General features: G+C 46.0%; 22 protein-coding genes and 1 pseudogene. 13 read left to right on the top strand and 10 right to left on the bottom strand.

The features are described from left to right. From C5684_RS07455 to C5684_RS07440, 4 genes are all read left to right on the top strand, one after another. Positions 1-631: FkbM family methyltransferase (locus C5684_RS07455; protein ID WP_324761469.1), on the top strand; the 631-nt coding region annotated here is incomplete at its 5' end. A gap of 108 nt (positions 632-739) precedes the next feature. Beyond that, entirely contained in the window at positions 740-1,078 is a 339-nt protein-coding gene (locus C5684_RS07450; RefSeq protein ID WP_104639910.1) for a histidine triad nucleotide-binding protein, read from the top strand. Next, entirely contained in the window at positions 1,060-2,442 is a 1,383-nt protein-coding gene (locus tag C5684_RS07445; protein ID WP_104639909.1) for an aminotransferase class V-fold PLP-dependent enzyme, read from the top strand. Before C5684_RS07450 ends, C5684_RS07445 begins: the two co-directional genes overlap by 19 nt. A 1-nt stretch (position 2,443) precedes the next feature. Continuing rightward, a complete protein-coding gene (locus C5684_RS07440; RefSeq protein WP_104639908.1) occupies positions 2,444-2,965 on the top strand; it encodes a DUF3972 domain-containing protein in 522 nt (173 codons plus the stop codon). Position 2,966: 1 nt separating this feature from the next. Here C5684_RS07440 and C5684_RS07435 read toward each other — a convergent pair whose 3' ends face one another. After that, positions 2,967-3,194, bottom strand: a complete 228-nt coding sequence (locus C5684_RS07435; protein WP_104629716.1) for a hypothetical protein — start codon at positions 3,192-3,194, stop codon at positions 2,967-2,969. Further along, a complete protein-coding gene (locus C5684_RS07430) occupies positions 3,191-3,418 on the bottom strand; it encodes a hypothetical protein (RefSeq protein ID WP_006017409.1) in 228 nt (75 codons plus the stop codon). Before C5684_RS07430 ends, C5684_RS07435 begins: the two co-directional genes overlap by 4 nt. A 173-nt stretch (positions 3,419-3,591) precedes the next feature. Here C5684_RS07430 and C5684_RS07425 point away from each other — a divergent pair, with 173 nt between their 5' ends. From C5684_RS07425 to C5684_RS07410, 4 genes are read left to right on the top strand one after another with little or no spacing between them, the layout of a single operon-like run. Then, on the top strand, positions 3,592-3,843 hold the full coding sequence (locus C5684_RS07425) for a YfhL family 4Fe-4S dicluster ferredoxin (RefSeq protein WP_006017408.1): 252 nt from the start codon (positions 3,592-3,594) through the stop codon (positions 3,841-3,843). 2 nt (positions 3,844-3,845) lie between these two features. Then, entirely contained in the window at positions 3,846-5,309 is a 1,464-nt protein-coding gene (locus tag C5684_RS07420) for a Ppx/GppA phosphatase family protein (protein WP_104639907.1), read from the top strand. Further along, positions 5,306-6,328 carry a lipopolysaccharide heptosyltransferase I gene (gene waaC, locus C5684_RS07415; protein WP_104639906.1) on the top strand — a complete coding sequence of 341 codons (1,023 nt, stop codon included), beginning with the start codon at positions 5,306-5,308 and terminating at the stop codon, positions 6,326-6,328. The genes C5684_RS07420 and waaC overlap by 4 nt, the downstream gene beginning before the upstream one ends. Beyond that, positions 6,322-7,275: a lipid A biosynthesis lauroyl acyltransferase gene (locus C5684_RS07410; RefSeq protein WP_104639905.1), complete on the top strand. Its 954-nt coding sequence runs from the start codon at positions 6,322-6,324 to the stop codon at positions 7,273-7,275. Before waaC ends, C5684_RS07410 begins: the two co-directional genes overlap by 7 nt. A gap of 68 nt (positions 7,276-7,343) precedes the next feature. On the opposite strand, the gene C5684_RS07405 is transcribed toward C5684_RS07410, so the two are convergent. The 3 genes and pseudogenes from C5684_RS07405 to C5684_RS07395 form a co-directional block, all read right to left on the bottom strand. Beyond that, the gene (locus tag C5684_RS07405) at positions 7,344-8,111 is read right to left on the bottom strand and encodes a BspA family leucine-rich repeat surface protein (RefSeq protein ID WP_104639904.1); all 768 of its coding nucleotides are present in this window, start codon (positions 8,109-8,111) and stop codon (positions 7,344-7,346) included. A 53-nt stretch (positions 8,112-8,164) separates the two neighbouring features. Beyond that, on the bottom strand, positions 8,165-9,922 hold the full coding sequence (locus tag C5684_RS07400) for a DUF262 domain-containing protein (protein ID WP_104639903.1): 1,758 nt from the start codon (positions 9,920-9,922) through the stop codon (positions 8,165-8,167). Positions 9,923-10,055: 133 nt separating this feature from the next. Then, positions 10,056-10,736, bottom strand: a pseudogene (locus C5684_RS07395) (outer membrane protein). Between the two features lie 645 nt (positions 10,737-11,381). Here C5684_RS07395 and C5684_RS07390 point away from each other — a divergent pair. Genes C5684_RS07390 through C5684_RS07370 form a run of 5 tightly spaced genes read left to right on the top strand, consistent with a single transcriptional unit; the run spans position 11,382 to position 17,850 of the window. Continuing rightward, positions 11,382-11,957 (top strand): cytochrome c3 family protein, encoded by a 576-nt coding sequence (locus tag C5684_RS07390; RefSeq protein WP_104639902.1) that lies wholly within the window; start codon positions 11,382-11,384, stop codon positions 11,955-11,957. Between the two features lie 9 nt (positions 11,958-11,966). Beyond that, complete coding sequence (locus C5684_RS07385; protein WP_104639901.1) at positions 11,967-14,483, top strand: molybdopterin guanine dinucleotide-containing S/N-oxide reductase; 2,517 nt, start codon at positions 11,967-11,969, stop codon at positions 14,481-14,483. After that, positions 14,476-16,365, top strand: coding sequence for a tRNA uridine-5-carboxymethylaminomethyl(34) synthesis enzyme MnmG (mnmG, locus tag C5684_RS07380; protein WP_104639900.1), 1,890 nt, complete (start codon positions 14,476-14,478; stop codon positions 16,363-16,365). Before C5684_RS07385 ends, mnmG begins: the two co-directional genes overlap by 8 nt. Then, positions 16,362-17,495: a succinyl-diaminopimelate desuccinylase gene (gene dapE / locus C5684_RS07375; protein ID WP_104639899.1), complete on the top strand. Its 1,134-nt coding sequence runs from the start codon at positions 16,362-16,364 to the stop codon at positions 17,493-17,495. Before mnmG ends, dapE begins: the two co-directional genes overlap by 4 nt. A 1-nt stretch (position 17,496) precedes the next feature. Further along, positions 17,497-17,850 carry a hypothetical protein gene (locus C5684_RS07370; RefSeq protein ID WP_104639898.1) on the top strand — a complete coding sequence of 118 codons (354 nt, stop codon included), beginning with the start codon at positions 17,497-17,499 and terminating at the stop codon, positions 17,848-17,850. Here the strand turns inward: C5684_RS07370 and hsrA are convergent. The 5 genes from hsrA to C5684_RS07345 form a co-directional block, all read right to left on the bottom strand. Further along, positions 17,847-18,527 (bottom strand): homeostatic response regulator transcription factor HsrA, encoded by a 681-nt coding sequence (gene hsrA, locus C5684_RS07365; RefSeq protein WP_104638701.1) that lies wholly within the window; start codon positions 18,525-18,527, stop codon positions 17,847-17,849. The two genes, C5684_RS07370 and hsrA, sit on opposite strands and share 4 nt — an antisense overlap. Positions 18,528-18,689: 162 nt before the next feature. Then, positions 18,690-20,312 carry an arginine--tRNA ligase gene (argS, locus tag C5684_RS07360; protein WP_104639912.1) on the bottom strand — a complete coding sequence of 541 codons (1,623 nt, stop codon included), beginning with the start codon at positions 20,310-20,312 and terminating at the stop codon, positions 18,690-18,692. Beyond that, a complete protein-coding gene (gene tatA / locus C5684_RS07355) occupies positions 20,312-20,584 on the bottom strand; it encodes a twin-arginine translocase TatA/TatE family subunit (protein ID WP_104628984.1) in 273 nt (90 codons plus the stop codon). Before tatA ends, argS begins: the two co-directional genes overlap by 1 nt. Positions 20,585-20,641: 57 nt before the next feature. After that, positions 20,642-21,259 carry a guanylate kinase gene (gene gmk, locus C5684_RS07350; protein WP_104639897.1) on the bottom strand — a complete coding sequence of 206 codons (618 nt, stop codon included), beginning with the start codon at positions 21,257-21,259 and terminating at the stop codon, positions 20,642-20,644. Continuing rightward, the coding region (locus tag C5684_RS07345) for a prolipoprotein diacylglyceryl transferase (RefSeq protein ID WP_233708703.1) at positions 21,256-23,211 on the bottom strand (1,956 nt) is incomplete at its 5' end. The genes gmk and C5684_RS07345, both read right to left, overlap by 4 nt.

Genomic DNA, 23,211 nt, shown 5'->3' with positions numbered 1-23,211 from the left:
CCCCAATTCTGAGAAGCAACCCAAGGCTATTTCGCTAGGGGTGAGCGAATCATCCCCTTGGGATTTAGAGATGGCCAACATGGGTTACTTGGTCCTCCAATATGATGCCAGCATTGATCAAGGTCCCTATGTGCACCCTAATATCCTTTTCCACAAAAAGTTTGTGGGCACACAAAGTGATCACCAAACCACCACGCTAGAGCAAATCATGCAAGATCACAGCTTTGATCCTAGCTTGCACAATATTTTACAAATTGACATTGAGGGGGCTGAATGGGATATTTTTGAAAAATTGGATTTTAGTATTCTTGAAAAATATTTTGCACAAATCATCATTGAGTTCCACTGGTGCGATCCGCGCAAACTCAAACAAACCCAGCAACACCTCGCCATCTTGGAAAAATTCCACCAAGCGTTTCAGCCCATCCATCTACACTACAATAATTGTTGCACGCATTTTTTCTACATCCAAGAACGCTTCTTTTGCAATGTCTTTGAAGTGAGCTATTTGAGGCGGGATTTAGTCCCCCCAAATTTGCCCTTGCGCGAAACTTGCGGGGATATTGCCGGGTTAGATTACCCCAATGATGAACGACTCCCTGATGTGCCCATCCGTTTTGCACTGAATTAAACAATTTTGTCCATCGTGCCTTTGCCTTAGCCAGCGGTTTTAAATCTAGGGCTTATCAAATCCGCTAGTTTCAGCTATAATAAGGCAAATTAATAAAAAAGGTTTTGCGTGGCCAAAAATGTATTTGAAAAGATCATAGCAGGGGAGATTCCTTGCCAAAAAGTGTTGGAAAATGAGGCATTTTTAGCCTTTGAGGACATCAACCCCAAAGCCCCCATCCATGTATTGGTGATCCCCAAAGTGGGCGTGAAAGATTTTAATGCCATCACGCCAGAACTGATGGCTAACATGAGTGCGTTTATCTTGGAGGTGGTCGCCAAATTGGGGATCAAAGAGAGCGGGTACCGCCTTATTACCAATATTGGCGCAGATGGCGGGCAGGAAGTGCCCCATTTGCATTTCCATATCTTAGGGGGAGCCAAGCTCACATGGCCCAAACTCTTTTAAAGACTCCTAAGTCCAGCCAAAGGTTTTTAGACTCGATCTTTGCGCCCCTTTTAGCCCCCACCAGCAAGCAAGAACAACTTGCCCAAATCCGTGATAGCGTGGTGCTCAAAAAGGGCGTGCGTTACTTTGATTGGACAGCCTCAGGGCTGGCTAGCACCCTGATTGAAAAACGCCTAGCCAAACTCTTACCCTTTTATGCCAACGCCCACTCGGGGTGTTCCAAGCATGCAGATTGGATGCAGGAGGTGTATTTGCACAGCAAGCAGAGCATTAAAAAGAGTTTGGGGCTAGGGGAGGATTTTGTGATCTTAACAAGTGGTTTTGGGGCTAGCCATGCCATCAAGCGTTTTCAAGAAATTTTGGGGGTTTATATCCCCCCTAAGGCTAGGCACTTGCTCCAAATACAGGACTCAGGCTTGCCACAAGTGATCATCGGCCCCTTTGAGCACCATTCCAATGAAATCAGTTGGCGGGAGGGCTTGTGTGAGGTGGTGCGTTTGCCACTCAATGATGCGGGCTTGTTTGATGTGCCATCTTTAGAGCAGGCTTTGCAAAAAGCCTTAAAGCATGCTAGAACCCCCATTGTTTCTATCGGGGCTGCTTCCAATGTAACCGGGCTTGTTGTCCCCTATGAGTCCATCTCTAAACTTTGCCAACAATACAAGGCAACTCTAGCCTTTGATTTGGCCGCTTTTGCGCCCCACCAGAATTTGGGGGATTTAAATTTAGACGCATGCTTTGTAGCCGCCCATAAATTTTTAGGTGGGGTGGGGGCTTGTGGGCTTTTGGGGATTAAGAAGAATCTCATTGACACGCAATTACCCCCCAGCTTTAGTGGGGGCGGGGTGGTCAAGTATGTGAGTCGGAGCGATCAAGAATACATCGATGCGGTGGATTTAAGAGAAGAGTTTGGCACTTATGGGCTAACCCAGCTTTTAAGGGCGGCTTTGGTTTTGCAATTACGCAATGAGTTAGGATTAGCCTATATCAAAGCACGAGAAAGCATGCTCTCTAAAGTCTTTATACATGCCTTGAAACAGATTCCGGCTATTAGCATTTATGGCAATTTGCAAGCCCAAAGGCTAGCCAATGTGGCGTTTAATGCAAGCGGGGTGTCTTGCTATGCGTTGGCGCAATTACTCAGCTATGATTATGGCATTGAAACCCGGGCGGGGTGTAGTTGTGCCGGACCCTATGGGCATGATCTCTTGGGGCTTGAGGATAGTAGCTTTGGGGCTTTGCAAGAGAGAGGGGAAAAGCCGGGTTGGTTGCGTGTGAGTTTGCATTACAGCCACAGTTTAGAGGATGTGGATTACTTGGTTGAGAGCCTTAAGAAGGCGATCAAAACATTGCGTGGAGGTTGATATGGAACTACCAGAAGAAAACACTTGGATTCAATTAGAGGAGTTTTTAGAGATTTCTAAACTGCCCAAAGAGCGGGTTTTAGCCCTCATTGAAGAACAGAGCATTGTGAGCAAGCACGATGAGGAACGCATTTGGGTGGATTTGCATAGTGCTGCCCAAGCTCTGGCCAAACGCATGGTGGGCAAGAATGTAACTCCAGCGGCTAAAGCAGGTTACCCCGCCTTGCTAGAAAGCATGAATAATAATTTAGACCCGGTGTTTGTGGAAAAAACCATCAACACCATTTTAGGCTTGCATGATAAGGTGGTGGGGGCTAAAGATGAAACCATCAACGCTTATAAAAATGAAAACATGTTTTTAAAAGATGCGGTGATTGACATGCAAGAGGTCTATGAGGAGGACAAAAAAACAATCGCGGTTTTGCAAGAGGAATTAGCCAAAGTGCGCGAGGAAGTGGAGTTTATGAAACGCAAATACCGCCTCATGTGGGGTAAAGTGAGCGATATGGGGAGTGTCAAGTAAATTAGGGGATTTTGTTTAGGAGTTCTTGGAGCTTGGCATTCAAGCGGGCGATCTCTTGGATTTTTTTGATATGGGCTTTAAAGAGCTCGATAGGCTCGATCTCTTTGTTGTGAAAACTCAGTTTAATCTCCTCTAGTGTTTCTTGGCTACAACGATCATCTAGGGTGATTTTGTAACGCCTCCCCGCTATGGAGATCTCAATCACTTCGCCAAATTTAGAATCCGTCATACATCAATGACTTTTAAGATTTTGTCATAAAGTTCTTGTAAGCCCTTATCTTTGGCGGCAATTTCTTCATAGAGCGCGTTGAGTTGGCGATCTTTTTCCTCATTTTGGGTTGCCAGTGTGGCGTTTTTAAGCTGTAATTCTTTGTTTTCTTCCTCTAAGAGAGCGAGTTTAACCAGTAAATCATCGACCTTTTCATGGATTTTGTCTAAAATATCTGCCCCCATGCACCATCCTCTGCTAAGATAAGCTTACATTATAGCAAAAAACACGCTTAAGAGCCCTTGTTAAATTGAGCAAGGACACGCACAAAAATCATAACAATCTCCAAGCGTATTTTTATAAAAATTTTAGCAAGGATTGGGTAAAAACCCTTATCAAAATCTTACAAAGGTAAAGCGTGTCTTTATTAGTCAGCCAAGAGTGTATTGCGTGCGATGCGTGCCGTGAGGAGTGCCCCACAGAAGCCATTGATGAAAATGACCCGATTTACAGCATTGACCCCGATCGTTGCACCGAATGCGTGGGTTATAGCGATGAACCCGGTTGTGTGAGCGTGTGTCCGGTGGATGCGATCGTGCCCGACCCCCATAACACAGAAAGCCCCGAAGAACTCCAACAAAAATACCAGGCTCTGCAAGACGAAAATTAGCCATGGCAAAGATCACGGCTGTCATCGACATCGGGTCCAACTCGGTGCGCATGGCAATTTTCAAAAAAACCAGCCAATTTGGATTTTACTTGCTCTATGAGATCAAATCTAAGGTGCGGATTTCACAAGGCACTTACGGGCATAAGGGAGAGTTACAAAAAGCCCCCATGAAGCGGGCATTAAAGGCTCTTAATGAATTTAAAGAGATCGCCCAAAAATACAAGAGTCGTAAAATCCTCTGCGTGGCGACCAGTGCGGTGCGCGATGCGCCCAACTCTAAGGAATTTGTCGCTCTGGTGAAACGCCTATGCGATCTGCAAGTTAAGGTGATTGATGGCTATAAAGAAGCCTTTTATGGGGGCGTGGCGTGTGCGAATTTATTGCACCAAAAAGATGGGATCACCATTGATATTGGCGGGGGGAGCACCGAATGCGCTTTGATTGAAAATGGCAAGATCAAAGATTTGATCTCGCTTAATCTGGGCACGATCCGCTTAAAAGAACTCTTTTTTGACAAGCACCTCAAAGCCAGTTTGGCTAAGGACTTTATTAGAGAGGAGATGCAAAAAATCCCCGCCCATTTTAAGACCACCCATATTTTTGGCGTGGGGGGCACGATCCGCGCTTTGGCTAAGGTGGTGATGCAGCACAATAACTACCCCATCGATGTTATCCATGGCTTTGAGATGGGCGTTAAGCAAAATTGGGCTTTGATGCAAGAGATCATCCACACTCCCGAGGAGGACTTAGAGGGCTTGGGCGTGAGTGCGGATCGCCAAGACACCATCAGGAGTGGGACTCTCATTTTTACCATGCTCTTGGAGCATTTTAACGCCCAAATGGTGGTAACTAGCGGGGTGGGCGTGCGTGAGGGCGTGTTTTTAAGCGACATGCTCCGCAATCATAACCACACCTTCCCCAATAACATCAACCCCTCGATCTTGTCCTTGTTGGATCGTTTTTTACCCCACTCCAAACACAGCCAAGAGGTCAAAAAAGCGTGTAGCAAACTCTTTGAGGTCTTAAAACCTTTGCATGGCATTGGGGATAAATACCTCTACCACCTTAAGATCGCTGGGCAACTCTCCAGCATTGGCAAGGTTTTAAACTTTTATGACGCGCACAAACACGGGGCTTATTTGAGTCTGCACTCTTTGAGCTATGGATTCTCACACCAAGATCGCGCCATTATCTGCTTGCTCGTGCAATTCAGCCATAAAAAAATCCCCAAAGATAGCAATATCGCCCATATTAATTCTATCATGCCCCCGATCTTAACCTTACAGTGGCTCAGTTTCATCTTGGGGTTAGCCGAAGCCCTCTGCTTGATTGGTGTCCCCAAAGACACGCAATATAACCTCAAGAATAAAACCCTCAACATCAAAAGCCCAAAAAATTTTTATCTCTGCCAAGAGGCGGTCGCTAAGCTTGTCCAGCCCATCCCCCTAAGCATTGAATTTACATGAACATCGCCATCATTAGGCTTTCAGCGTTGGGCGATGTGGTGGTGAGTGCGGTGTTCTTGCCCTTTATTAAGGAGCATTACCCAAAGGCACAAATTCATTGGTTCATTGATGAAGCCTTTGCGCCTTTGCTACAAAACTGCCCCTACATTGATGTATTGCACGCCCTGCCCTATAAAAAAACCCTGCGTTCTAAAAACCCCTTTGCCATTGGGAAGTTTTATAAAAATTTACGCCATTTGGGGCTTTTTGATCTCATCATTGATATGCAGGGCTTGCTTAAATCCGCCCTCATTGGGCTTTTTTTGGCTAAAAAATCCCCCAAACGCTTTGTGGGCTTTGATGCACGCTCCATTAAAGAACCCATTGCCAGCCTCTTTTACACCCATAAGGTGCCAATCCCCTACCAAGAGCACATTTTAAAACGCAACCAACGGGTGTTACAAGAGGGCTTGAGCGTGCTTTATCCCCCCCAAACTTGGGAGCAAACTTTAAATGAGCGCCACCTAGCCTTTTTTTGCCCCTCCATTACCCAAGAGCTAGGGGACAAACCCTGTATTTTATTCGTGCTGGAGAGCTCCAAGCCGACCAAAACCTACCCCTTAGATCGTTTCTATGAATTGGGGCTTTTATTAAAAGATTGTAACTTGGGCGTGGCGATTTTATGGCATGCCCACCCCCAAGAAGCCCAAAAACTCCACCAAACCCTAAGCCCCCACTTACCCACGATCTTACTCCCCCGCATGGATTTAGAGCAGGTCAAAACCCTAGTTTCTTTGGTTAGCGTGGTGGTGGGCGGGGATACGGGCATCGTGCATTTGGCTTGGGCGCTTAAAACCCCCTCTGTAACACTTTATGGCAACACCCCCCCCAAGCGTTTTAGCCTAGAGGGCGAACGGCATATCTCTTTGTGTGGCAACCCACAAGCCAATTACCACAAAAAGGATTTTTCCATCCAAAACATCCCCCCCCTTGCGATCAAAGAGGCGATTTTGCAGGTATTAGAAAGGTCATCATGTTAAAAGAAGGCTTGCTCAGAGAGTGGCGTATTTTTTGTATCCACATTGTGGAGTGGTCGGTTAATGCTTTGGGCTGGGTTTTAGCCAAAATGCCCCATAAATGCTTTGTGGGCTGTGTGCGGGGCTTGGGCTTTGCGATGTTTAAGCTAGATAAACGGCGTTATTTTGATGCTAAGGCTAATTTAGATTTTGCCTTTGGGGATAGCAAGAGCGAGGCAGAAAAACAAGCCATTATCAAGCGCGCTTATTGCAATTTTGCCTTCATTATCCTAGAGAGCGTGCGGGTGATCTTCTTGCCCAAGATTCAATACGATGCACGCTTTACCCTCATTGATCAACAAAATGTTTTAGATTCCCTAGCGCAAAATGGGCAGGCGGTGGTGATGGGGATGCATTTTGGCTACTGGGAAGCGGTGGGCACTTCTTTAGCGCAATATTATAGCCACTATGCGCGGGGCTGTTTGGGGCGTTTGACCAAATTTGCCCCCATTAACAACATGATTATTAAAAGGCGCGAGGCTTTTGGGGTGAAATTCATCAATAAAATCGGGGCGTTTAAAGAACTCTTGAAAATTTACAATCAAGGTAAGGGTTTGGTGGGAATCTTAATCGATCAAAATATCTCACCCAAAGAGGGTGTGGTGGTGCAATTCTTCGGACAAGAGGTTATGCACACCACCATCGCCTCGATTCTCTCCAGGCGTTATAACATTGACATCGTAGCGGTGATTATCGATTTTAACGAAGACTATAGCCATTTTACAGCCACCTACTACCCCCCCATTAGAGCCAAGAATACTGAGGACGCCCAAGCCGATATTTTAGAAGCCACCCAAGCGCAAGCCACTTTGAGCGAGCAGATCATTAGAGAACACCCTGAGAGTTGGTTTTGGTTCCACCGCCGTTTTAAAAGCACGCATCCAGAGATTTATGGGAGAGTCCTCTCTTAAGAGGCGGGTTATCGTTTTAGTCAGATCATAACTGGAGAACAACCCTTTTGGTTTGCCCTTATGGGCAATCAGTCTTTCTCTCCCTTGTTTCTTTTAAGATACCATTTTGGCAATTTTTCAAGCACATCACAGCCAGAAAACATGTCCATCATTTCACCAACACTAGAGACATCCCAATTTTCTAAAGACTGGTTAAATTCCAAACACCCCAAAAACATCTTATGCATGTTTGTAACCTTAGACACATCCCATTTTTCTAAAGGCTGGTTGAAGCTGTGGCACTCAGAGAACATCGCATGCATGTTCGTAACTTTGGACACATCCCAATCATTTAAAGGTTGGTTGAAGTTATCACAAAGAGCAAACATAGACTCCATTTGCACAACCCCCGACACATCCCAAGCATTCAAGGGCTGGTTAAACTCTTTACAAGCACGGAACATGCAACGCATGTCCGCAACACTGGACACATCCCACTTTTCCAAAGGCTGGTTGAAGTAGATACACACACGGAACATCGAATGCATATTGGTAACACTGGATACATCCCAATTTGAGATGTCATGGTTAAAGTATCCCAAGCCACAGAACATCCCCGCCATATTTTTGACATGGCTGACATCCCAAGTCTCCAAGCCTCTGAAGTTTTGGCGTTCAAAATCTGTGTTGAAATTAATGTCACCATTCCCATCAAACTCATGGTTGGAAAACACAAAACTCATATCCTCGACCCCACGCACATCAATCTCGCCTAAATGCACATTCTCATCTTTTACAAGTGCTTTAAGTGCGGCATTTGTCTTGGGGAAGTAGCGCTTAATCATCTGATTGGGCATTTTGTTACTCCTGTGCCAGTCTGGGCTTAAATCCTTATCGATTTTAAGGGCAATTACTTGTTGAGGATTTCCATAAATTTGTCTTCTAAAAGCTTCCTTCTGTCCTCTATAAAACCACCAAAATTTTCCAACGATAAATCTGTATTGGGGATCAAATGCCTTTGTAAAAAGCCCTCTCTATCACCCCCGCAATTCTCATCGACCCATTGCTCTAAAGATTTGGCGTTCTTAGATGTGTTTTCATGCTTATCCAACATTTGGAGATTCACAAGGGAGTCATAAATTTCAAAGGGCTTAAAATCCCCTTGCTCAGAGAGCTTTTGGTATTTTGCATAGGCACTTTGGGGGTGTAAATGGTCTTTGTGGAAGTTGTTGTTCTTGTAGTCTAGGTTAGGGTAGAGCAAGGCGAGCAGAGCAAAGACTTTAGGGTCTTTAAAACGCACAAACAAGACATTATTCTCTAAAAACTCTGAATCCACATTTTGGTGGTATTTGCCCTCTATTTCGATGGCTTTTTGGGGGAAGGGCATGTTTGCTTGGTCAAAATACACACCACTTTGGGCATTAAATTCTTTAATGAAAGCCCTGCGCATGTTAGATAAGGTTGTGTCGCTACTCGCCCCTAAAGGTTTAAACACAATGGCGCGTAAAACCCAAGTCTTCATGGAGGCTCTGTTATCCTGCTGCCCTATGGAATGGACAATTTGATCGCTCAAATTTTGGTGGTAAATGTAATAAACAAGGGGCAAGGCTAAATTATGCGCCCCAAGTGTTTCCCCACTCAAACCAAAACTTTCGAGCAACTCAAATGTTTCCAAAAAGGCAACTTTAATCGCTTTCCATTTTTGCTCGACCCTTTGGATAAAACCGCTGTCAAAACTCTTGATCTGGTAGCGGATGTCATTGTGGAACAAAAATAAAAAGCCCTTTAAAATCAAATCCTTGCTGGCATTAAAACCTCTATTCTTGATCTGATCCACTAAATCATGGATTTCTGTCCGTGCATCGATCTCTTTCCAATTGGCAATGGCAATACTGAAGAGAATGTCAGCATACCCCAACGCTGTTCCTCCAGAATTGATGCGGATAAAGATATTCACCGCTTTTTCTGGGTCTTGATCTGTCTCCAAATAAAAATTAATCTTGGATTGGTCGGGCGTGTTAAAAATCAAGGTGAAGAAATCCAATAGCCGTTTGCGTTCCTCTTTATTAAGCCCTTGCTCTATTGCAAAATCTAAGGCTTCATCCAAGTTTTTAAAATCATAGATCGCCCCACATCTAAACCATTTTTGCCCATGTTCATCTCCAAACACGGCTTCTGTCTTGTCGCGCTCGAGCCACAAAAATTCATATCCCACATCAGAAAGCTGTGTGGGTCTGCTTTGGGTGAGATTAAAATACAAATAGTTACTGGTGAAGTTTTTATCTTCATTTGTCCATTTCTTGTTGCGTTTGTGGATATCGTAACGCCCAAATAGTCCTAAGTAAAGAGAAGTGAGTCTTTGTTGCCCGTCCAAAATGGCGTAAAAATCCTTGTGCCCCGCGGTTTCAAAATGTTGGTTATGGACTTTATGCACGGGTCTAAAATGTTGCAAAAAGTCATAAAACTTCCAAGATTTCTTGCTCTCATCCTTGACTTCCCAAAAGAGCATCGAGCTAATGGGGTAACCACGCATTAAGGAGTCAAATAGTCTAGCCACTTGTTCAGGTCCCCAAACATACTCCCTTTGGAATGCGGGGATCAGATACTCTCTGCTCTTAATCTTTTGCATCGCCTCATTAATGCTAACAGGGGATTGGAAACCTGCCATGTTTTACTCCTAGACTTTTTACTAATTCTAGTGCCCCACCAATAAAAAATTCCTTAGCAAACACCGCATGGTGTTTCTCTCTAGGACTTTGCTGGACAGACACTAGCAGATGAGTCAAAGCACACAAAGATTCTTAGAAGTTGATAACATAGTTCCAATAGAGGGATACATTGCGTCTAAAGGCGAAGGTTCTTGTGGAGCCAGTGCCACCACCAAGAGCGTTGCTATCATTTTTTGTGCTTTTTATGCTCGAGTAAGGGTCATCGATAGTGGGGATGCGCACGCCAAATTCAAAACCTTGGTGCTTGGTCAAATTAGTCCGCAAGCCCACATTGAAAATGAATTGCACAAAGGTGGGCGAGAATTTGGCTCTTGCCCCCATATCATTTTTAGGATCATTGATGTCTTGGGCTTGTTGGGCGTAGTTTTGATTCATGGTTAAACAAGTTTGCGTTTTATCATTAGAATTGGCCGTAGTCCATTAGCAATTATCCGGAGTGGTGCTTTTACCCATAAGCCATGAACTCCCCCCAATCATCACACCCGCAAAGAGCCCAAAAGTGCGTTTATCCCTTTCATAAAAATTGAAAAGGGCATCAATACCCACGCCGTAAAAAAGATTGGCAGAGGTTTGATTGACAATATCCCCATTAATGGAACTAAAAACCCCTCCCTGCCCACTAAACATGCCATAGTAGCGCAACCCAAAGTGCTTGCTATTGCCAAAGAACTGCTTATAGCCAAACTGGATATCTGCCCCATAAAGATTGCCATTGTAGGCGTATATATTAGCAGAGCCCTTATAAATACACATTGTGGAGGATCCGGGTAAGGGCTGACCATTCCCAACAAAACAAGGTTGCCCATCTTTTGGGAATGTATAAGATGTCTCGCTTTTTATCTGTTTCCCAGAGAAATTAGAATACTCAAACCCCCCTTGCACATATAATCCATTCTCTTCAGCACTCAAGCTAGACAGATAGACGCATGCGCACAGACCACCGATCATTATTATCTTTTTCAAAACCATCGTTTGCCTTTTGTAAAATGTTAAGAAGTGGTCATAATATCCAAGCTAGCTTTAAAAATACCATCAAAATTAGAAAAATACACGATCACCACCATTAAGAGCAAAAATAAATGCCCAATATTTGTCAAGGTGTCTTTTAGAATTGCTTTGATAAGCACGATTTATGGGCAATTTGAGATTTACACGGGCACAAGTTAAGGCAAAGTGCATTGGTGCGGGGCAGAGGCACATTTAGCCCTCACAAGCGATAAAAATGGTGAAATGTCAAGTGGTTAGAAAAGGCGAGCGATACAGGATAATACAAGGCTTAATATCTTGTTGAAAGCACCCCAAATAGTGTTTTTTAGTAACAACCACATTAAGTGATCGTTTAGTCTTTTCACAATACAATAACTAGTATTGAGAATCCAATGTCTTAGAAAGTTTTAGATGAGAGGTTTTTTAATTGCTTTTTTGGTGGGTATGGGTTTTTTGTGTGCTAAGAGTGTGGTTTATTCGCCAGAGGTGGTGGCTCTCTATTTGCACCCAGAGGATTCTAAGGTGGTGGGCAAACTTTTACCCACAAATGGGTTTGAGGTTTTGCAAAGCACCCCTAAGAGGGTGTTAATCAGTTTGGAGGGGTATGTCAATCCCAAAGCCCCTTTTGCTCTTTACTTTAATGATCACCAACGGATTTTGGTTGCTGCCTTTGCTAAAAACACACCTTTGGAGTTTAAGAGCAAAGAAGCCTCTAAGATGGGCAAATGGGATAAGGTGCGCCTAGAGGTGTGGGCGGACAAAAAGGACTTTGTATCCAGTGATGAGCCACTCTTTAGCCATGCCAAGGAATTATTCACCAATAACTGCGGGACTTGCCATGCCCTGCATGCTACCCATGAGTTTAATGCCAATGCGTGGCCCTCTATCTTTAAGTCGATGGCTAGCCGCACAGGTATAGACAAAAAAGATCATTGGTTGGTGATTGAGTATTTGCAAAAGAATGCCAAAGATAGCAAAAATCCTTGAAAGGTTAGCATGTTAGATCGCCGTAAATTTTTGAAATTAGGGGGGTGCTTGGGTGTATTGCCCTTTGCCCCCTCTCTTGCTTTGGGCCAAAAACCCCAAACTTTTATCAAGTCTGGGCTAGTGAGGGATGGTAAGGTCGTGAGTGCTGCACATTGGGGCATGCTAGAGCTCACCATCAAAGAGGGGCGCATTATCAAAAGCGCGCCTTTAGAAAAGGTTACCCAAATGGATAACCCCTTGCAACACTACACCCCCGATTTAGCCTACCACTCACGGGTAAAATACCCCTATGTGCGCAAATCCTACCTAGAAAACCCCGATCACCCTAGAGCAGAGCTAAGGGGCAAAGACCCTTTTGTGCGGGTGCGTTATGAAGAGGCTTTAAAGCTCATTGCCCACGAACTTAAAAAAACAAGGGAGAGCAAGGGGGCTAATGCCATTTATGGGGGGAGCTATGGTTGGAAATCCACTGGGAATATGCAAAATGCGCGCACCGCATTACAACGCTTTTTAAACCTTACAGGGGGGGTTGTGGGCGGACTGGGGGACTACTCTACAGGAGCTTCTCAGGTGATCATGCCCTATGTGATGGGATCGATTGAAGTCTATGAGCAACAAACCTCATGGGAGAATATTTTACAACATTCTAAATGTGTGGTGATTTGGGGGGCTGATCCGCTCGCCACTTTGCGCATTGCCTACACTGCTAGCGATCAAAGAGGGATTGCCTACTTTGAAAAGCTCAAGGCAAGCAAGATCAAGGTGGTTTGTATCGATCCAGTCTATACAGACACGGCTAAATTCTTAAACGCCCAATGGGTTGCCCCACGCCCTAATACCGATGTGGCTTTGATGTTGGGCATGGCCAGCCACTTGGTGGCGATCAAAAAGGTTGATTACAAATTTTTAGAAACTTACACCACTGGTTTTGATCGGTTTTTGGCTTATTTGGAGGGCAAAGAAGATGGGGTTAAAAAAGATGTGGCATGGGCTAGCCAAATTTGTGGAATCAAATCAAGCACCATTGAAAAATTAGCCCAGTCCTTTTACGATCAGCCCACCATGATCATGAGCGGGTGGGCGATGCAACGCGCCCACCATGGCGAACAACCCCATTGGATGCTTGTTACCCTCTGTGCGATGTTAGGGCAAATTGGGAGCAAGGGCGGGGGCTTTGGTTTGAGCTACCATTATAGCAATGGAGGCGTGCCCACTTGTAAGGGCGGGGTGATCTCTGGGCTGGATGTGGGATCGCTAGGGCTTTGGAAAAAGGGCAAGTTTCAAGGTTTGGCTAAAGATCATAGCGATCACAATGCTGAGGAGTGGTTGCGCCAAAATGCGGGCCTATCCTTGCCCGTTGCACGCATTGCAGATGCGCTTTTAAATCCGGGCCAAAGCATCGATCACAATGGGCGTAAGATCACCTACCCTGATATTGATTTTCTTTACTGGGTGGGGGGTAACCCCTTAGTGCACCAGCAAGATACCAATAAAAATGTGCGTGCGTGGTGCAAACCACGCACCGTTGTTGTCCATGAAATCTATTGGACTCCCACGGCTAAGATGGCAGACATTGTCATGCCAGCGACCACTTCCTACGAGCGGGATGACATCAGCATGACTGGGGATTATTCCAACATGCACATTGTGCCGATGAAACAAGCCATCTTGCCCGTTGGGGAGAGCAAGGATGATTACCAAATCTTTTGCGATCTGTGTAAAATCTACGATCCTGCCCTCTATGACATCTATAGCGACCATGGCAAGCAACCCAAGGATTGGATCAAGCAGTTTTACAACAATGCCCTCAAACAAACCCAAAGCTTTGGAGCAGCCTTTGCCATGCCCATGCCCAGTTTTGAGGAATTTTGGGCTAAGAACAAGCCAATTGCCTTTGAGCCCAATGCGGAGAGCATGGAATGGATACGCCATGCCGACTTCATTGAGGACCCGATTTTAAACGCTTTGGGCACCGATTCGGGCTTGATTGAGATTTATTCCCAAAGCATTGCCAAATACAATTATGAGGATTGCAAACCCCACCCCACATGGTTTGAGCCCATTGAGTGGTTGGGCAATGCCACCAAGCAAGCCCCCTTCCATTTGATCAGCAGCCATCCAAAATACCGCCTCCACTCCCAGCTATGCCAAACCAGCCTACGCCACACCTACGCCATCCATGATCACGAACCCCTGCTGATCAATACCCATGATGCTAAAAAATTAGGTATCCAGCATGGCGATGTGGTGCGGGTGTTCAACAAGCGTGGGGAGGTGCTAGCTGGAGCGCATGTGAGCGCGCATATCCGCCCGGGTGTGGTGCGTTTGTGTGAGGGTTCATGGTATGATCCTGATTCTAAGGGGCTTTGTAAAAGCGGGTGTGCCAATGTGCTCACTTTGGATATGAGCGCCTCCAAACTCTCCAATGCCAACATCGCCCACACAGCTCTAGTCAATATCGAAAAATATAAAGGCCCTTTGCCCAAACTCAGTGCCTTTAACCCCCCTAAGATCAGCCATGTTTGATGTTGTCGTTGTGGGCGGGGGGCATGCCGGCATTGAGGCCTGCATTGTGGCAGCCAAAATGGGGGCTAGGGTGCATTTATTAACCCTGCTGATTGAAAATATCGGGTTGGCTAGCTGTAACCCCGCTATTGGGGGGCTAGGTAAGGGGCATTTGGTCAAAGAGGTCGATGCTTTGGGTGGGGTGATGGGCATATTGAGCGATAAAAGCGCATTACAGCTACGCACCTTGAATGCCTCTAAGGGTCCAGCCGTGCGTGGGACACGGGCGCAAATTGACATGGATGCTTACCGCATTAACGCCCGTAATTTGGTGTTAAGCACCCCTAATTTGAGCGTGTCCCAAGAGATGGTGGAGGGGCTTTTGGTGGAAAATGGGGCGGTGGTGGGGGTTAAAAGTGCTTTAGGCAAGGAATATTACGCCCAAAGGGTGATCTTAACCACGGGCACTTTTTTACAAGGCTTGGTGCATATTGGCAAGCACCAAAGCCAAAATGGGCGTTTTGGGGAGAGCGCATCGGTGCAACTCTCTTTGAATTTGGCTTCTTTGGGGCTAGAGATGGGGCGGCTCAAAACGGGCACATGCCCTAGATTAGCCGGCGCTAGCATTGATTTTAGCGATTTGGAGAGGCACATGGGTGATTCCCCCCCGCCCAAATTTAGCCACCGCACGCAAAATTTTAACCCCACACAGCTCCCCTGCTTTATCACCTACACCAATGCCAAAACCCATGCCCTCATCCAAGAAAACTTCCATTTAGCCCCGATGTTTAGCGGGCAAATTGAGAGCGTGGGACCGCGTTATTGCCCCAGCATTGAGGATAAGGTGTTCCGCTTTAAAGACAAAGAACGCCACCAACTCTTTTTAGAGCCCCAAACCATGAGTGCCAGCGAATACTATGTCAATGGTCTGAGCACCTCTTTACCCTTTGCAATTCAAGAGCAAGTGATCCACTCCATCAAGGGCTTAGAGCACGCCCAGATCACGCGCTATGGCTATGCCATTGAATACGATTTTGCCCAACCCACGCAGCTCAAACACACTTTAGAAACTAAAAAAATCCCTAATCTTTACTTGGCTGGGCAAATCAATGGCACCACTGGCTATGAGGAAGCCGCCGCACAAGGGTTGATGGCGGGGATTAATGCGTGCTTGTCCTTAGAACATGTGCGCCAAAACTTAGACTACCCACATACCAGCCTGATTTTAAAACGCAATGAGGCTTATATTGGGGTGATGATTGATGATCTGGTTACCAAGGGCACACAAGAGCCCTACCGCATGTTCACCTCGCGTGCGGAATACCGCCTATTGCTTAGAGAGGACAATGCGCGCTTTAGATTGGGGGCTTATGCCCACATGCTAGGCTTGATTGGTGATTACCCCCAATTACGCACCCAGCAAAGCCAAATTGAGCAGGCTTTAGAGCAATTACAAAAGATGTCTTTTACCCCCACCAAGCAGACCTTGCAAATCTTGCAGAATTTGAATCAAGCCCCCATTAATGATAAATGCAATGGGGCTTTTTTGGTCGGGCGGGACAGCTTAACTTTAGAGGACATGCCTAAATTATTGCCCTGCTTGCAAGGTTTGGATTTAGAGGTCTTAGAGCAAGTCAAGATCGCATGCAAATACCAAAGCTACATTGAAAAACAAAGCGCATCGATTGCGCACATGGAGGCGATGTTGCAAACTAAAATCCCCGATGGGTTTGATTTTGACCTGCCCGGCTTGAGCTTGGAGGCACAAGAAAAGCTTAATAAGTTCCGTCCTATAGATTTATTTGGGGCTTCCCAGATCAGCGGGATCACCCCCTCGAATTTAGAAGTGTTGCACCTTTATATCCACTTGCACCATAAAAACCACACTAAGGCTCTTTTGTGAATCCGTTAAATGTCGTTTGGTTGGCTAGAGAGCTCATCACTTTTAAAACCATCACGCCCCAAGAGGAGGGCATTTTTGATTTTATCCAATCCTTGTTTCCCGGGTTTGAGGTGGTGCGTGCGGACAAGGAGGGGGTGAAAAATTTATTTTTATACAAACGATTGGGGGCTTGTGATAACCCCTTACATTTTTGTTTTGCCGGGCATATTGATGTCGTGCCTGCTGGAGAGGGCTGGAGTGTTGATCCCTTTGGGGGCGTGATTGAGGATGGGTTTTTATATGGGCGGGGTGCACAGGACATGAAGGGGGGCGTGGCGGCACTCTTGTGTGCTGTGCATGATTTTTGCAAGCAAGAAAACCCTCCTAATGCCATTATTTCTATTTTGCTCACCAGCGATGAGGAGGGTGAGGCACTCTATGGCACCCAATACATGCTAGAGGTGCTCCAAGAGCAAAATTTGTTGCCCCATTTTGCCCTAGTAGCAGAGCCCACCAGTGCAGAAACTTTGGGCGATAGTGTCAAAATAGGCAGGCGGGGTTCTATTAGCGGGCAAATTGTCGTGAATGGCATTTCTGGGCATGTGGCTTACCCTAAAACTTGTTTGAATCCCATTGATCTCATCGCTGATAAACTCATGCTTATTTCAGGAGCTCTTTTAGACAAGGGAGATGATTTTTTTGCCCCCTCCAAGCTAGTCATCACCACCCTCAAAAGTGTTTCACAAGCCAGCAATGTAACGCCTAAAACTTTAGAAATTCGTTTCAATGTCCGCAATTCCCCCCTCACATCTGCAGAATACATCCAAGAGTTTTTAGACACAATCTTAGCCAAAGTGCCTTGTGATATTGAGCTTATCACAAATTCCAAGCCCTTTTTATCCTCCCAAGATTCCCCATTGGCAATGCAAATCAAGCGCGCGATCTTAGAGACACTCCAAATCACCCCCGAGTTTAACACCAAGGGGGGCACCAGCGATGCGCGCTTTTTGCGTGCCTTTGGGGTGGAGGTGGTGGAATTTGGTTTGTTAAACGATCGCATCCATGCGCTTGATGAACGGGTGGCTTTAAGCGATTTGGAAAAATTACAGCAAGTTTTTTTAAGATTACTCCATTTGGTTTTAAAGGACTAACATGACACGCAAAATTTTACTTTTCACCTCCGATAAGATTGGCGAGGGGGAACTAGGGCAAAAGGTAGAGGCGGGCTTTATTGGCGCGCTTTTAAAAATGCCTGCCGATTTGTTGCCCTCCAAGATCATTTTTTTAAATCGGGGCGTGCTTTTAAGCACCCAAAATTCTTTGATTGACAATGCAGAGACAATCCGTGCGCTTGAAGAGTTAGAAAAGCTAGGCGTGGAAGTCCTCTCCTGCCAAACTTGTTTAGAACATTTTAAAGTGCTCGATAAGGTCTTAGTGGGTAAGGTGAGTAACGCCCTAGAGATTTTACCCGATCTCTTGGGCTCTGCTGGGGTGATCTCTTTTTAGTTCTCTGTGCTGCTTTTGGGGTAGCAGAAACGATAGCCCCTACGGCGCACGGTCTCCACTGTGGAGATGCCTAAAGGCTTATCCATTTTTTGGCGGATTTGGTTGATCGCCACTTCAATCACATTGGGGGTTACTAGCTCGGGCTCTTCCCAAATGGCATCTAAGAGTTGCTCTTTAGACACGATTTGATCGCGGTGGCGGGCTAGGTGGGTGAGCACCTCAAAGGGCTTGCCTTTCACCTCAATTTCCTTGCCCTTGTAGATGATCTTTTCTTCATCGGGGTTAATCACCAAGTCCTCAATCTCAATGATACTCGATCCCCAAAACCTGAGCCGTGCCTCAATGCGGGCGACCAAAACCCCCAAATCAAAGGGTTTAACAATGAAGTCATCCACCCCTTCTTTAAACGCTTTAATCTCTTGCTCGCTGCTGGCTTTATTGGCTAGCATGATGCTCACAATGGAGGGGTGTTTGGTTTTGGCATAGGGTATGAGGCTCAAGCCATTGCCATCGCTCAACTCTAGGCTAATCAAAATTAGATCGTAGTTGCGGATACTGATATAATATTCCCCATCCTCTAGGTTCTCCGCCACATCGACTTGAAAACTGCGTTCATTCAAGTAGGCACTAATGTCCTTGCTGAGGTTGGCATTGTTTTCAACTAACAAAATACGCATTTTTATCCTTTTTGACTTAAACTTAAATTTATTATAACATAGTTTTTAAGGGTCTAGAAAATTTAAGAGAAAAACGCAAAAATTTTAGGTATAATGCGTTCGATCGGTTTTTCCGGTCAGCACGGGCGGGGTAACCTCCCCCTCCTTATCTCCGCCCGTTGCTTACATCTTTGTTTTAGCTTCTATTCCTAAAATCTTTAACCCGGTTGTCAAACTCAAGCTCACCATTTGGCAGAGTTTTAAGTATTTGGATTCTTCGGGTGTGTCTAAAATGCGGTGTGCGTTGTAAAAGCTGTGGAAATTAGCGGCTAAATTTTGCAGGTAATCACAGATTTTTTGCAACTCGCGATCTTCAAAAGCACTTTGCAAGACTTTTGGCAAATTGAGCGCATTAAAGAGCAAATGGGCGGGCACTTTGGGGAGATTCTCTAGGGGGCTAGCATTGATGGTTTCCAAACTGGCTGTGGGTTTTTCTAAAAACTTATTAAGCAGCGTGTGGATGCGTGCATTGGCGTAGTGGATATAAAAAATGGGGTTGCTGCTATCTTGCTTTTGGAGGCTAGCAACATCAAACTCTAAATGCGTGTCTAGCTTTTTGCTTAAGAACACAAAACGCAGGGCATCTTTGCCAATATCTTGTAAAACATCCTTGAGTAAGACAAAATTACCTGCGCGCTTACTCATCTTGTAGGGCTTGCCCTCTTGGAGCAATGCGACCATTTGCACCAGCAAGACTTCTAATTTATGCGAATCATAGCCCAAGAATTGCAAGGCGGCTTTAATGCGCGCCACATAGCCATGGTGATCGGCTCCAAAAATATTGATGTAGCGATCGTAGTTTTGCGCAAATTTATAGTCATGGTAGGTGATGTCCCCAGCGATGTAGGTGAAGCTCCCATCAGCCTTTCTGACCACCCGATCCTTTTCATCCCCAAAGGCACTGGATTTAAGCCACATCTTCCCCTCACTCTCATAAATCCCATGAGCCTCTTGTAAGCGTTCAAACACCCGCTCTTGGCGTTCAAACATCGCCCTTTCACTCACATAGGCATCCATGCACACGCCCAGCTCCTCTAGGCTTTGTTGAATCTCAACAAGCATGCAATTTTTGGCAAATTCGCCCAACTCGGCTATGCACGCCTCTTTTTGGCTCTGATCGTGAAACTTAGCCTTGCCAAAACGCTCTAAAGCCATATTGGCTAGTTCAACAATGTATCCTCCTTGATAACACCCCTCTGGATATTCCACTCCAAGCCCCCCTAGCTCTTGGATTTTTAAAAACACCGAAAGACCTAGCATTTTAATCTGTACGCCCAAATCATTGACATAATATTCAGGGTGCATTTTAAAACCCAAAAAACGCCCCAAACGGCACAGACTATCCCCAAAAATCGCCCCGCGTGCATGCCCAATATGCAAGGGACCAGTGGGGTTAGCGCTCACAAATTCTAAATAAATGCTCTCCTGCTTGGCTTGTTCTTTGCCAAAATCCTGCCCCAAAGCCAAAGCCCTATCACAAAGCGTATTTAAAAAACTCTCTTGGAGGGTGAAATTAATGTAGCCATTTAAAGCTTCTATGCGTCTAAAGACCTTCTGGCACTCCACATCTTGCTTTAAACGCTCTACTAAATCCAAAGCGATGAGTTTGGGGGCTTTTTTATAACTCTTGGCTAAAGAGAACGCCACCACGCTCGCATAATGCCCTAAATCCCTATCTTTGGGGTGCTCTAAGATGATCTCCACCCCCAAAACCCGTTCTAAAAGGGTTTTGATGGCTTGGTGCATCATAGATGTTGCTTAGGGGTATCGCTAGAAGTTGCGTGTTGGGGCTGGCTGGGTGTGGCTGTTGTGGGTTGTGCGGGCGGGGGGCTATCCACCACCTTAACCTCTTCGGGTTTTGTCTTGCTCTCTTCCTCGTCCTCTTTAATGGCTTTTTTGAAATTCTTAATCCCGCTCCCCAAACCCTTTGCTAGCTCGGGAATTTTTTTAGCACCAAATAGAAGTAAAATCACAAATAAAACAATGACCCAATGCCAAATGCTGGTAAAACCACCCATAAATATCCTTTATTTTTTAAATGGGCTTTATTTTACTACATTCTTACTTTGAAAACCCTAGTTTCCGCTCCACGCCCGATAAAGTGCATCTTTAGGGAACATCTGTTGTTTATAGCGCAAGGTTTTAGCCACGCTCAACACCATCTCTTTAGCCTCTTCTAAATTGTCATTAACCAACACATAGTCAAATAAATCCACCTCTTGGAGTTCTTTAAAAGCACTCTCCATGCGCCTAGCAATGACTGCGGGGCTATCGGTTTGGCGTTTTTCCAAACGATCTTGGAGCACTTGGGCGTTTTTGGTGGTGATAAAAATGGAAGTGGCTTTAGGATAGAGTGCCCTAACACTGCGGTGCCCTTGCACATCAATATCAAATAAAACTAATTGTTTGGCTTGCAAAGCCTCTTGGATGGGCTTTAAAGAAGTGCCATAATAATCATCATACACGCGTGCCCACTCTAAGAATTGCTGGTTTTCAATGCCCGCTAAAAACACCTCTTGGCTCACAAAATAATAATGTTGCCCCTCTATCTCGCCCTCTCTTTGGGTGCGGGTGGTGGTGGAGATGGAGAAATAGACATTTGGGAGGTTTTGGAGCAGGTGTTTAATGAGTGTGCTTTTGCCCGAGCCGCTAGGACCGGCTAAAACCAAGATTTGGTAAGCGTGGTCGCTCATTCTTTATCGACCAACTGGATACGCAAAACCTTATTTTCTAAAATCTTAGGATCGATGGGCAAATCTTTTAAAAGGGTTTGCAAATCTAGCGTGTTTAGGGTGATGGTGGCTGGTGCGCTTGCTTGTGTGGGTGCTTCTGTGGACGGGGCTTGGGGGGTGAGTTGTTGCTCTGCTTGTTGTGGGGTAATAGCCTCTTTAGCCCCTTCTTGAGATTTGAGCGATTCCTCATAAGAACCATCCATCACGCTGGTCATCACAGCAGTTGGGATGTCCTCAATGTGCTCGATTGTTTGGGGTTCTGGGGTTTTGGGGTGGGTTTGTGCTAACACGCTACCGGGCACATCTTGGGTGGAGGGTGGGGCTTGTTCTGCGTCCTCTAATTGTGGCTGTGGCTCCTGTGTTGCTAAGTTTGGTTCTGCTAATTCGGGCTCTGACTCTGCTTGTTCTAGTGCCATTTCTGACTCTACAGCCTTGTCTTCCTCTCCCTCAGACTCTAACTCCCCAATCTCTAACCCCTCGGTTTCTAAAAGTGTGGGTTCTGCTGACTCTGCACTGGATTCTAATGGCATTGGTAACTCTTGGGATTCTAGGGATTCTAACTCCTCTATGCCCTCTAATTGTGGGTGTGGCTCCTCTGTTGCCAATTCAGGTTCTGACTCTTGTTCGGGCGTAACCTCTGACTCTACAGCCTTGGTTTCCCCCCCCTCAGACTCTAATTCCCCAGTTTCTAATGCAGACTCTAACCCTTCAGTTTCTAAAGGTGTGGGTTCTGCTGGCTCTGCACTGGATTCTAATGGCGTTGGCAATTCTTGGGATTCTAGGGGCATGGGTGTAAGGGGTTCTTGTTCTGCCAAAGTGCTTGTGTTTTCCATAGGCTCTATACTAGCCGTTATGCTCTCTGGTGTGTCTTGCAACACTTCGGGTTCTAATAACATGTTTGCTTCTAATTCTAAGGGCTCTTCTAAGGGCTCTATAGGGGGGGCTGGTTCTGCACCCATAGCCTCTATAGAATCCTCCAAGCTAGGCGTTTCTAGGGAGTCTCCCTGCATTTCTTGGGAGGGGGCTAGCTCCTCTATCTTGGGCGTGTCCATTTCAGGCAATGCCTCTAACTCTGTAGTGGGCTCTTGGGAGTCTGTGGGTTGTTCCATAGAGTCGCTGTGGGCAGTTGGATGGGCTTGATTAGGCTCTTGTGCCTCTGTGCTAGGCTCGGTGTGTGTGTCTGCCTTGTTTATGGGTTCTGCCTCTTGGGAGAGGGCTGGTTCTGCTGGTTTTGCAGATTCTAGTGCTTTTGGCATCTCAGATTCCAATTCTAAGGACTCTGCTGGCTTGGCATCTCCCACATCTGCAGAGATAGGGGCTGGTTGCTCCTCTGTGGGTTCATCAGCCAAATGGGTTTGGGTTAGTTCTTGCAAATCTGTAGGGATCTCTTGTATATCAAGTCCGCTCTGCTCCAGCTGCACAACGGGGGGCTCTGTAGTGGCAGTTTCTGTATGGGCTTGTGCTCCAAGCTCTGATTCTTCTAGTGTTACTTCTGATTTTGCAGCAGGGGTGGGTTCTAGTGGGGGGGCGGGTGCTTCTGCCTCTAGGGGGGGTGTGCTTTGTGCAGGTTTAGGCTCTGTATCTGAGTTTTGCGCGCTCCCATCAACTACAGAGTGCATTAGATCGCCCAAATTCTCCCCAGTGCTGTCCATTAAATCTTGGGCTTTGGGGGAGTGTTCTTGGACTAAGTCTTGCAACATATCCGCATGCATGGCATTGGCATGCGTTACCGGAGAATCGGCGGATTCTGCTGGGGGAGTTGGCTTAGAATCCTCCATAGCCACCCCATCGTGTTCATCGTGATCGCTCTCTACGGGTAATAAGTCCTCAATGGAGAACGCCATGCCCGGCTCTGACTCAGATGTGGCTTGGGGGGTGGGCTGTGGCTGTTGTGTGCTTGGGGCTTCTTGGGG

It is taken from the genome of Helicobacter bizzozeronii (genome assembly GCF_900196775.1).
Taxonomy (GTDB): domain Bacteria; phylum Campylobacterota; class Campylobacteria; order Campylobacterales; family Helicobacteraceae; genus Helicobacter; species Helicobacter bizzozeronii.
The sequence above is the reverse complement of the archived record's forward strand: the minus strand, read 5'-3'. Positions and strand labels throughout refer to the sequence as shown.

What these genes read in the sequence shown, in the direction of transcription:
- C5684_RS07410 (WP_104639905.1), top strand. Translation starts at nt 6,322, where the DNA reads ATGTTAAAAGAAGGCTTGCTCAGAGAGTGGCGTATTTTTTGTATCCAC.
- C5684_RS07400 (WP_104639903.1), bottom strand. Translation starts at nt 9,922, where the DNA reads ATGGCAGGTTTCCAATCCCCTGTTAGCATTAATGAGGCGATGCAAAAG.
- mnmG (WP_104639900.1), top strand. Translation starts at nt 14,476, where the DNA reads ATGTTTGATGTTGTCGTTGTGGGCGGGGGGCATGCCGGCATTGAGGCC.
- C5684_RS07445 (WP_104639909.1), top strand. Translation starts at nt 1,060, where the DNA reads ATGGCCCAAACTCTTTTAAAGACTCCTAAGTCCAGCCAAAGGTTTTTA.
- C5684_RS07390 (WP_104639902.1), top strand. Translation starts at nt 11,382, where the DNA reads ATGAGAGGTTTTTTAATTGCTTTTTTGGTGGGTATGGGTTTTTTGTGT.
- C5684_RS07385 (WP_104639901.1), top strand. Translation starts at nt 11,967, where the DNA reads ATGTTAGATCGCCGTAAATTTTTGAAATTAGGGGGGTGCTTGGGTGTA.
- tatA (WP_104628984.1), bottom strand. Translation starts at nt 20,584, where the DNA reads ATGGGTGGTTTTACCAGCATTTGGCATTGGGTCATTGTTTTATTTGTG.
- C5684_RS07440 (WP_104639908.1), top strand. Translation starts at nt 2,444, where the DNA reads ATGGAACTACCAGAAGAAAACACTTGGATTCAATTAGAGGAGTTTTTA.
- C5684_RS07420 (WP_104639907.1), top strand. Translation starts at nt 3,846, where the DNA reads ATGGCAAAGATCACGGCTGTCATCGACATCGGGTCCAACTCGGTGCGC.
- waaC (WP_104639906.1), top strand. Translation starts at nt 5,306, where the DNA reads ATGAACATCGCCATCATTAGGCTTTCAGCGTTGGGCGATGTGGTGGTG.
- hsrA (WP_104638701.1), bottom strand. Translation starts at nt 18,527, where the DNA reads ATGCGTATTTTGTTAGTTGAAAACAATGCCAACCTCAGCAAGGACATT.
- C5684_RS07430 (WP_006017409.1), bottom strand. Translation starts at nt 3,418, where the DNA reads ATGGGGGCAGATATTTTAGACAAAATCCATGAAAAGGTCGATGATTTA.
- gmk (WP_104639897.1), bottom strand. Translation starts at nt 21,259, where the DNA reads ATGAGCGACCACGCTTACCAAATCTTGGTTTTAGCCGGTCCTAGCGGC.
- C5684_RS07370 (WP_104639898.1), top strand. Translation starts at nt 17,497, where the DNA reads ATGACACGCAAAATTTTACTTTTCACCTCCGATAAGATTGGCGAGGGG.
- C5684_RS07435 (WP_104629716.1), bottom strand. Translation starts at nt 3,194, where the DNA reads ATGACGGATTCTAAATTTGGCGAAGTGATTGAGATCTCCATAGCGGGG.
- argS (WP_104639912.1), bottom strand. Translation starts at nt 20,312, where the DNA reads ATGCACCAAGCCATCAAAACCCTTTTAGAACGGGTTTTGGGGGTGGAG.
- C5684_RS07405 (WP_104639904.1), bottom strand. Translation starts at nt 8,111, where the DNA reads ATGCCCAATCAGATGATTAAGCGCTACTTCCCCAAGACAAATGCCGCA.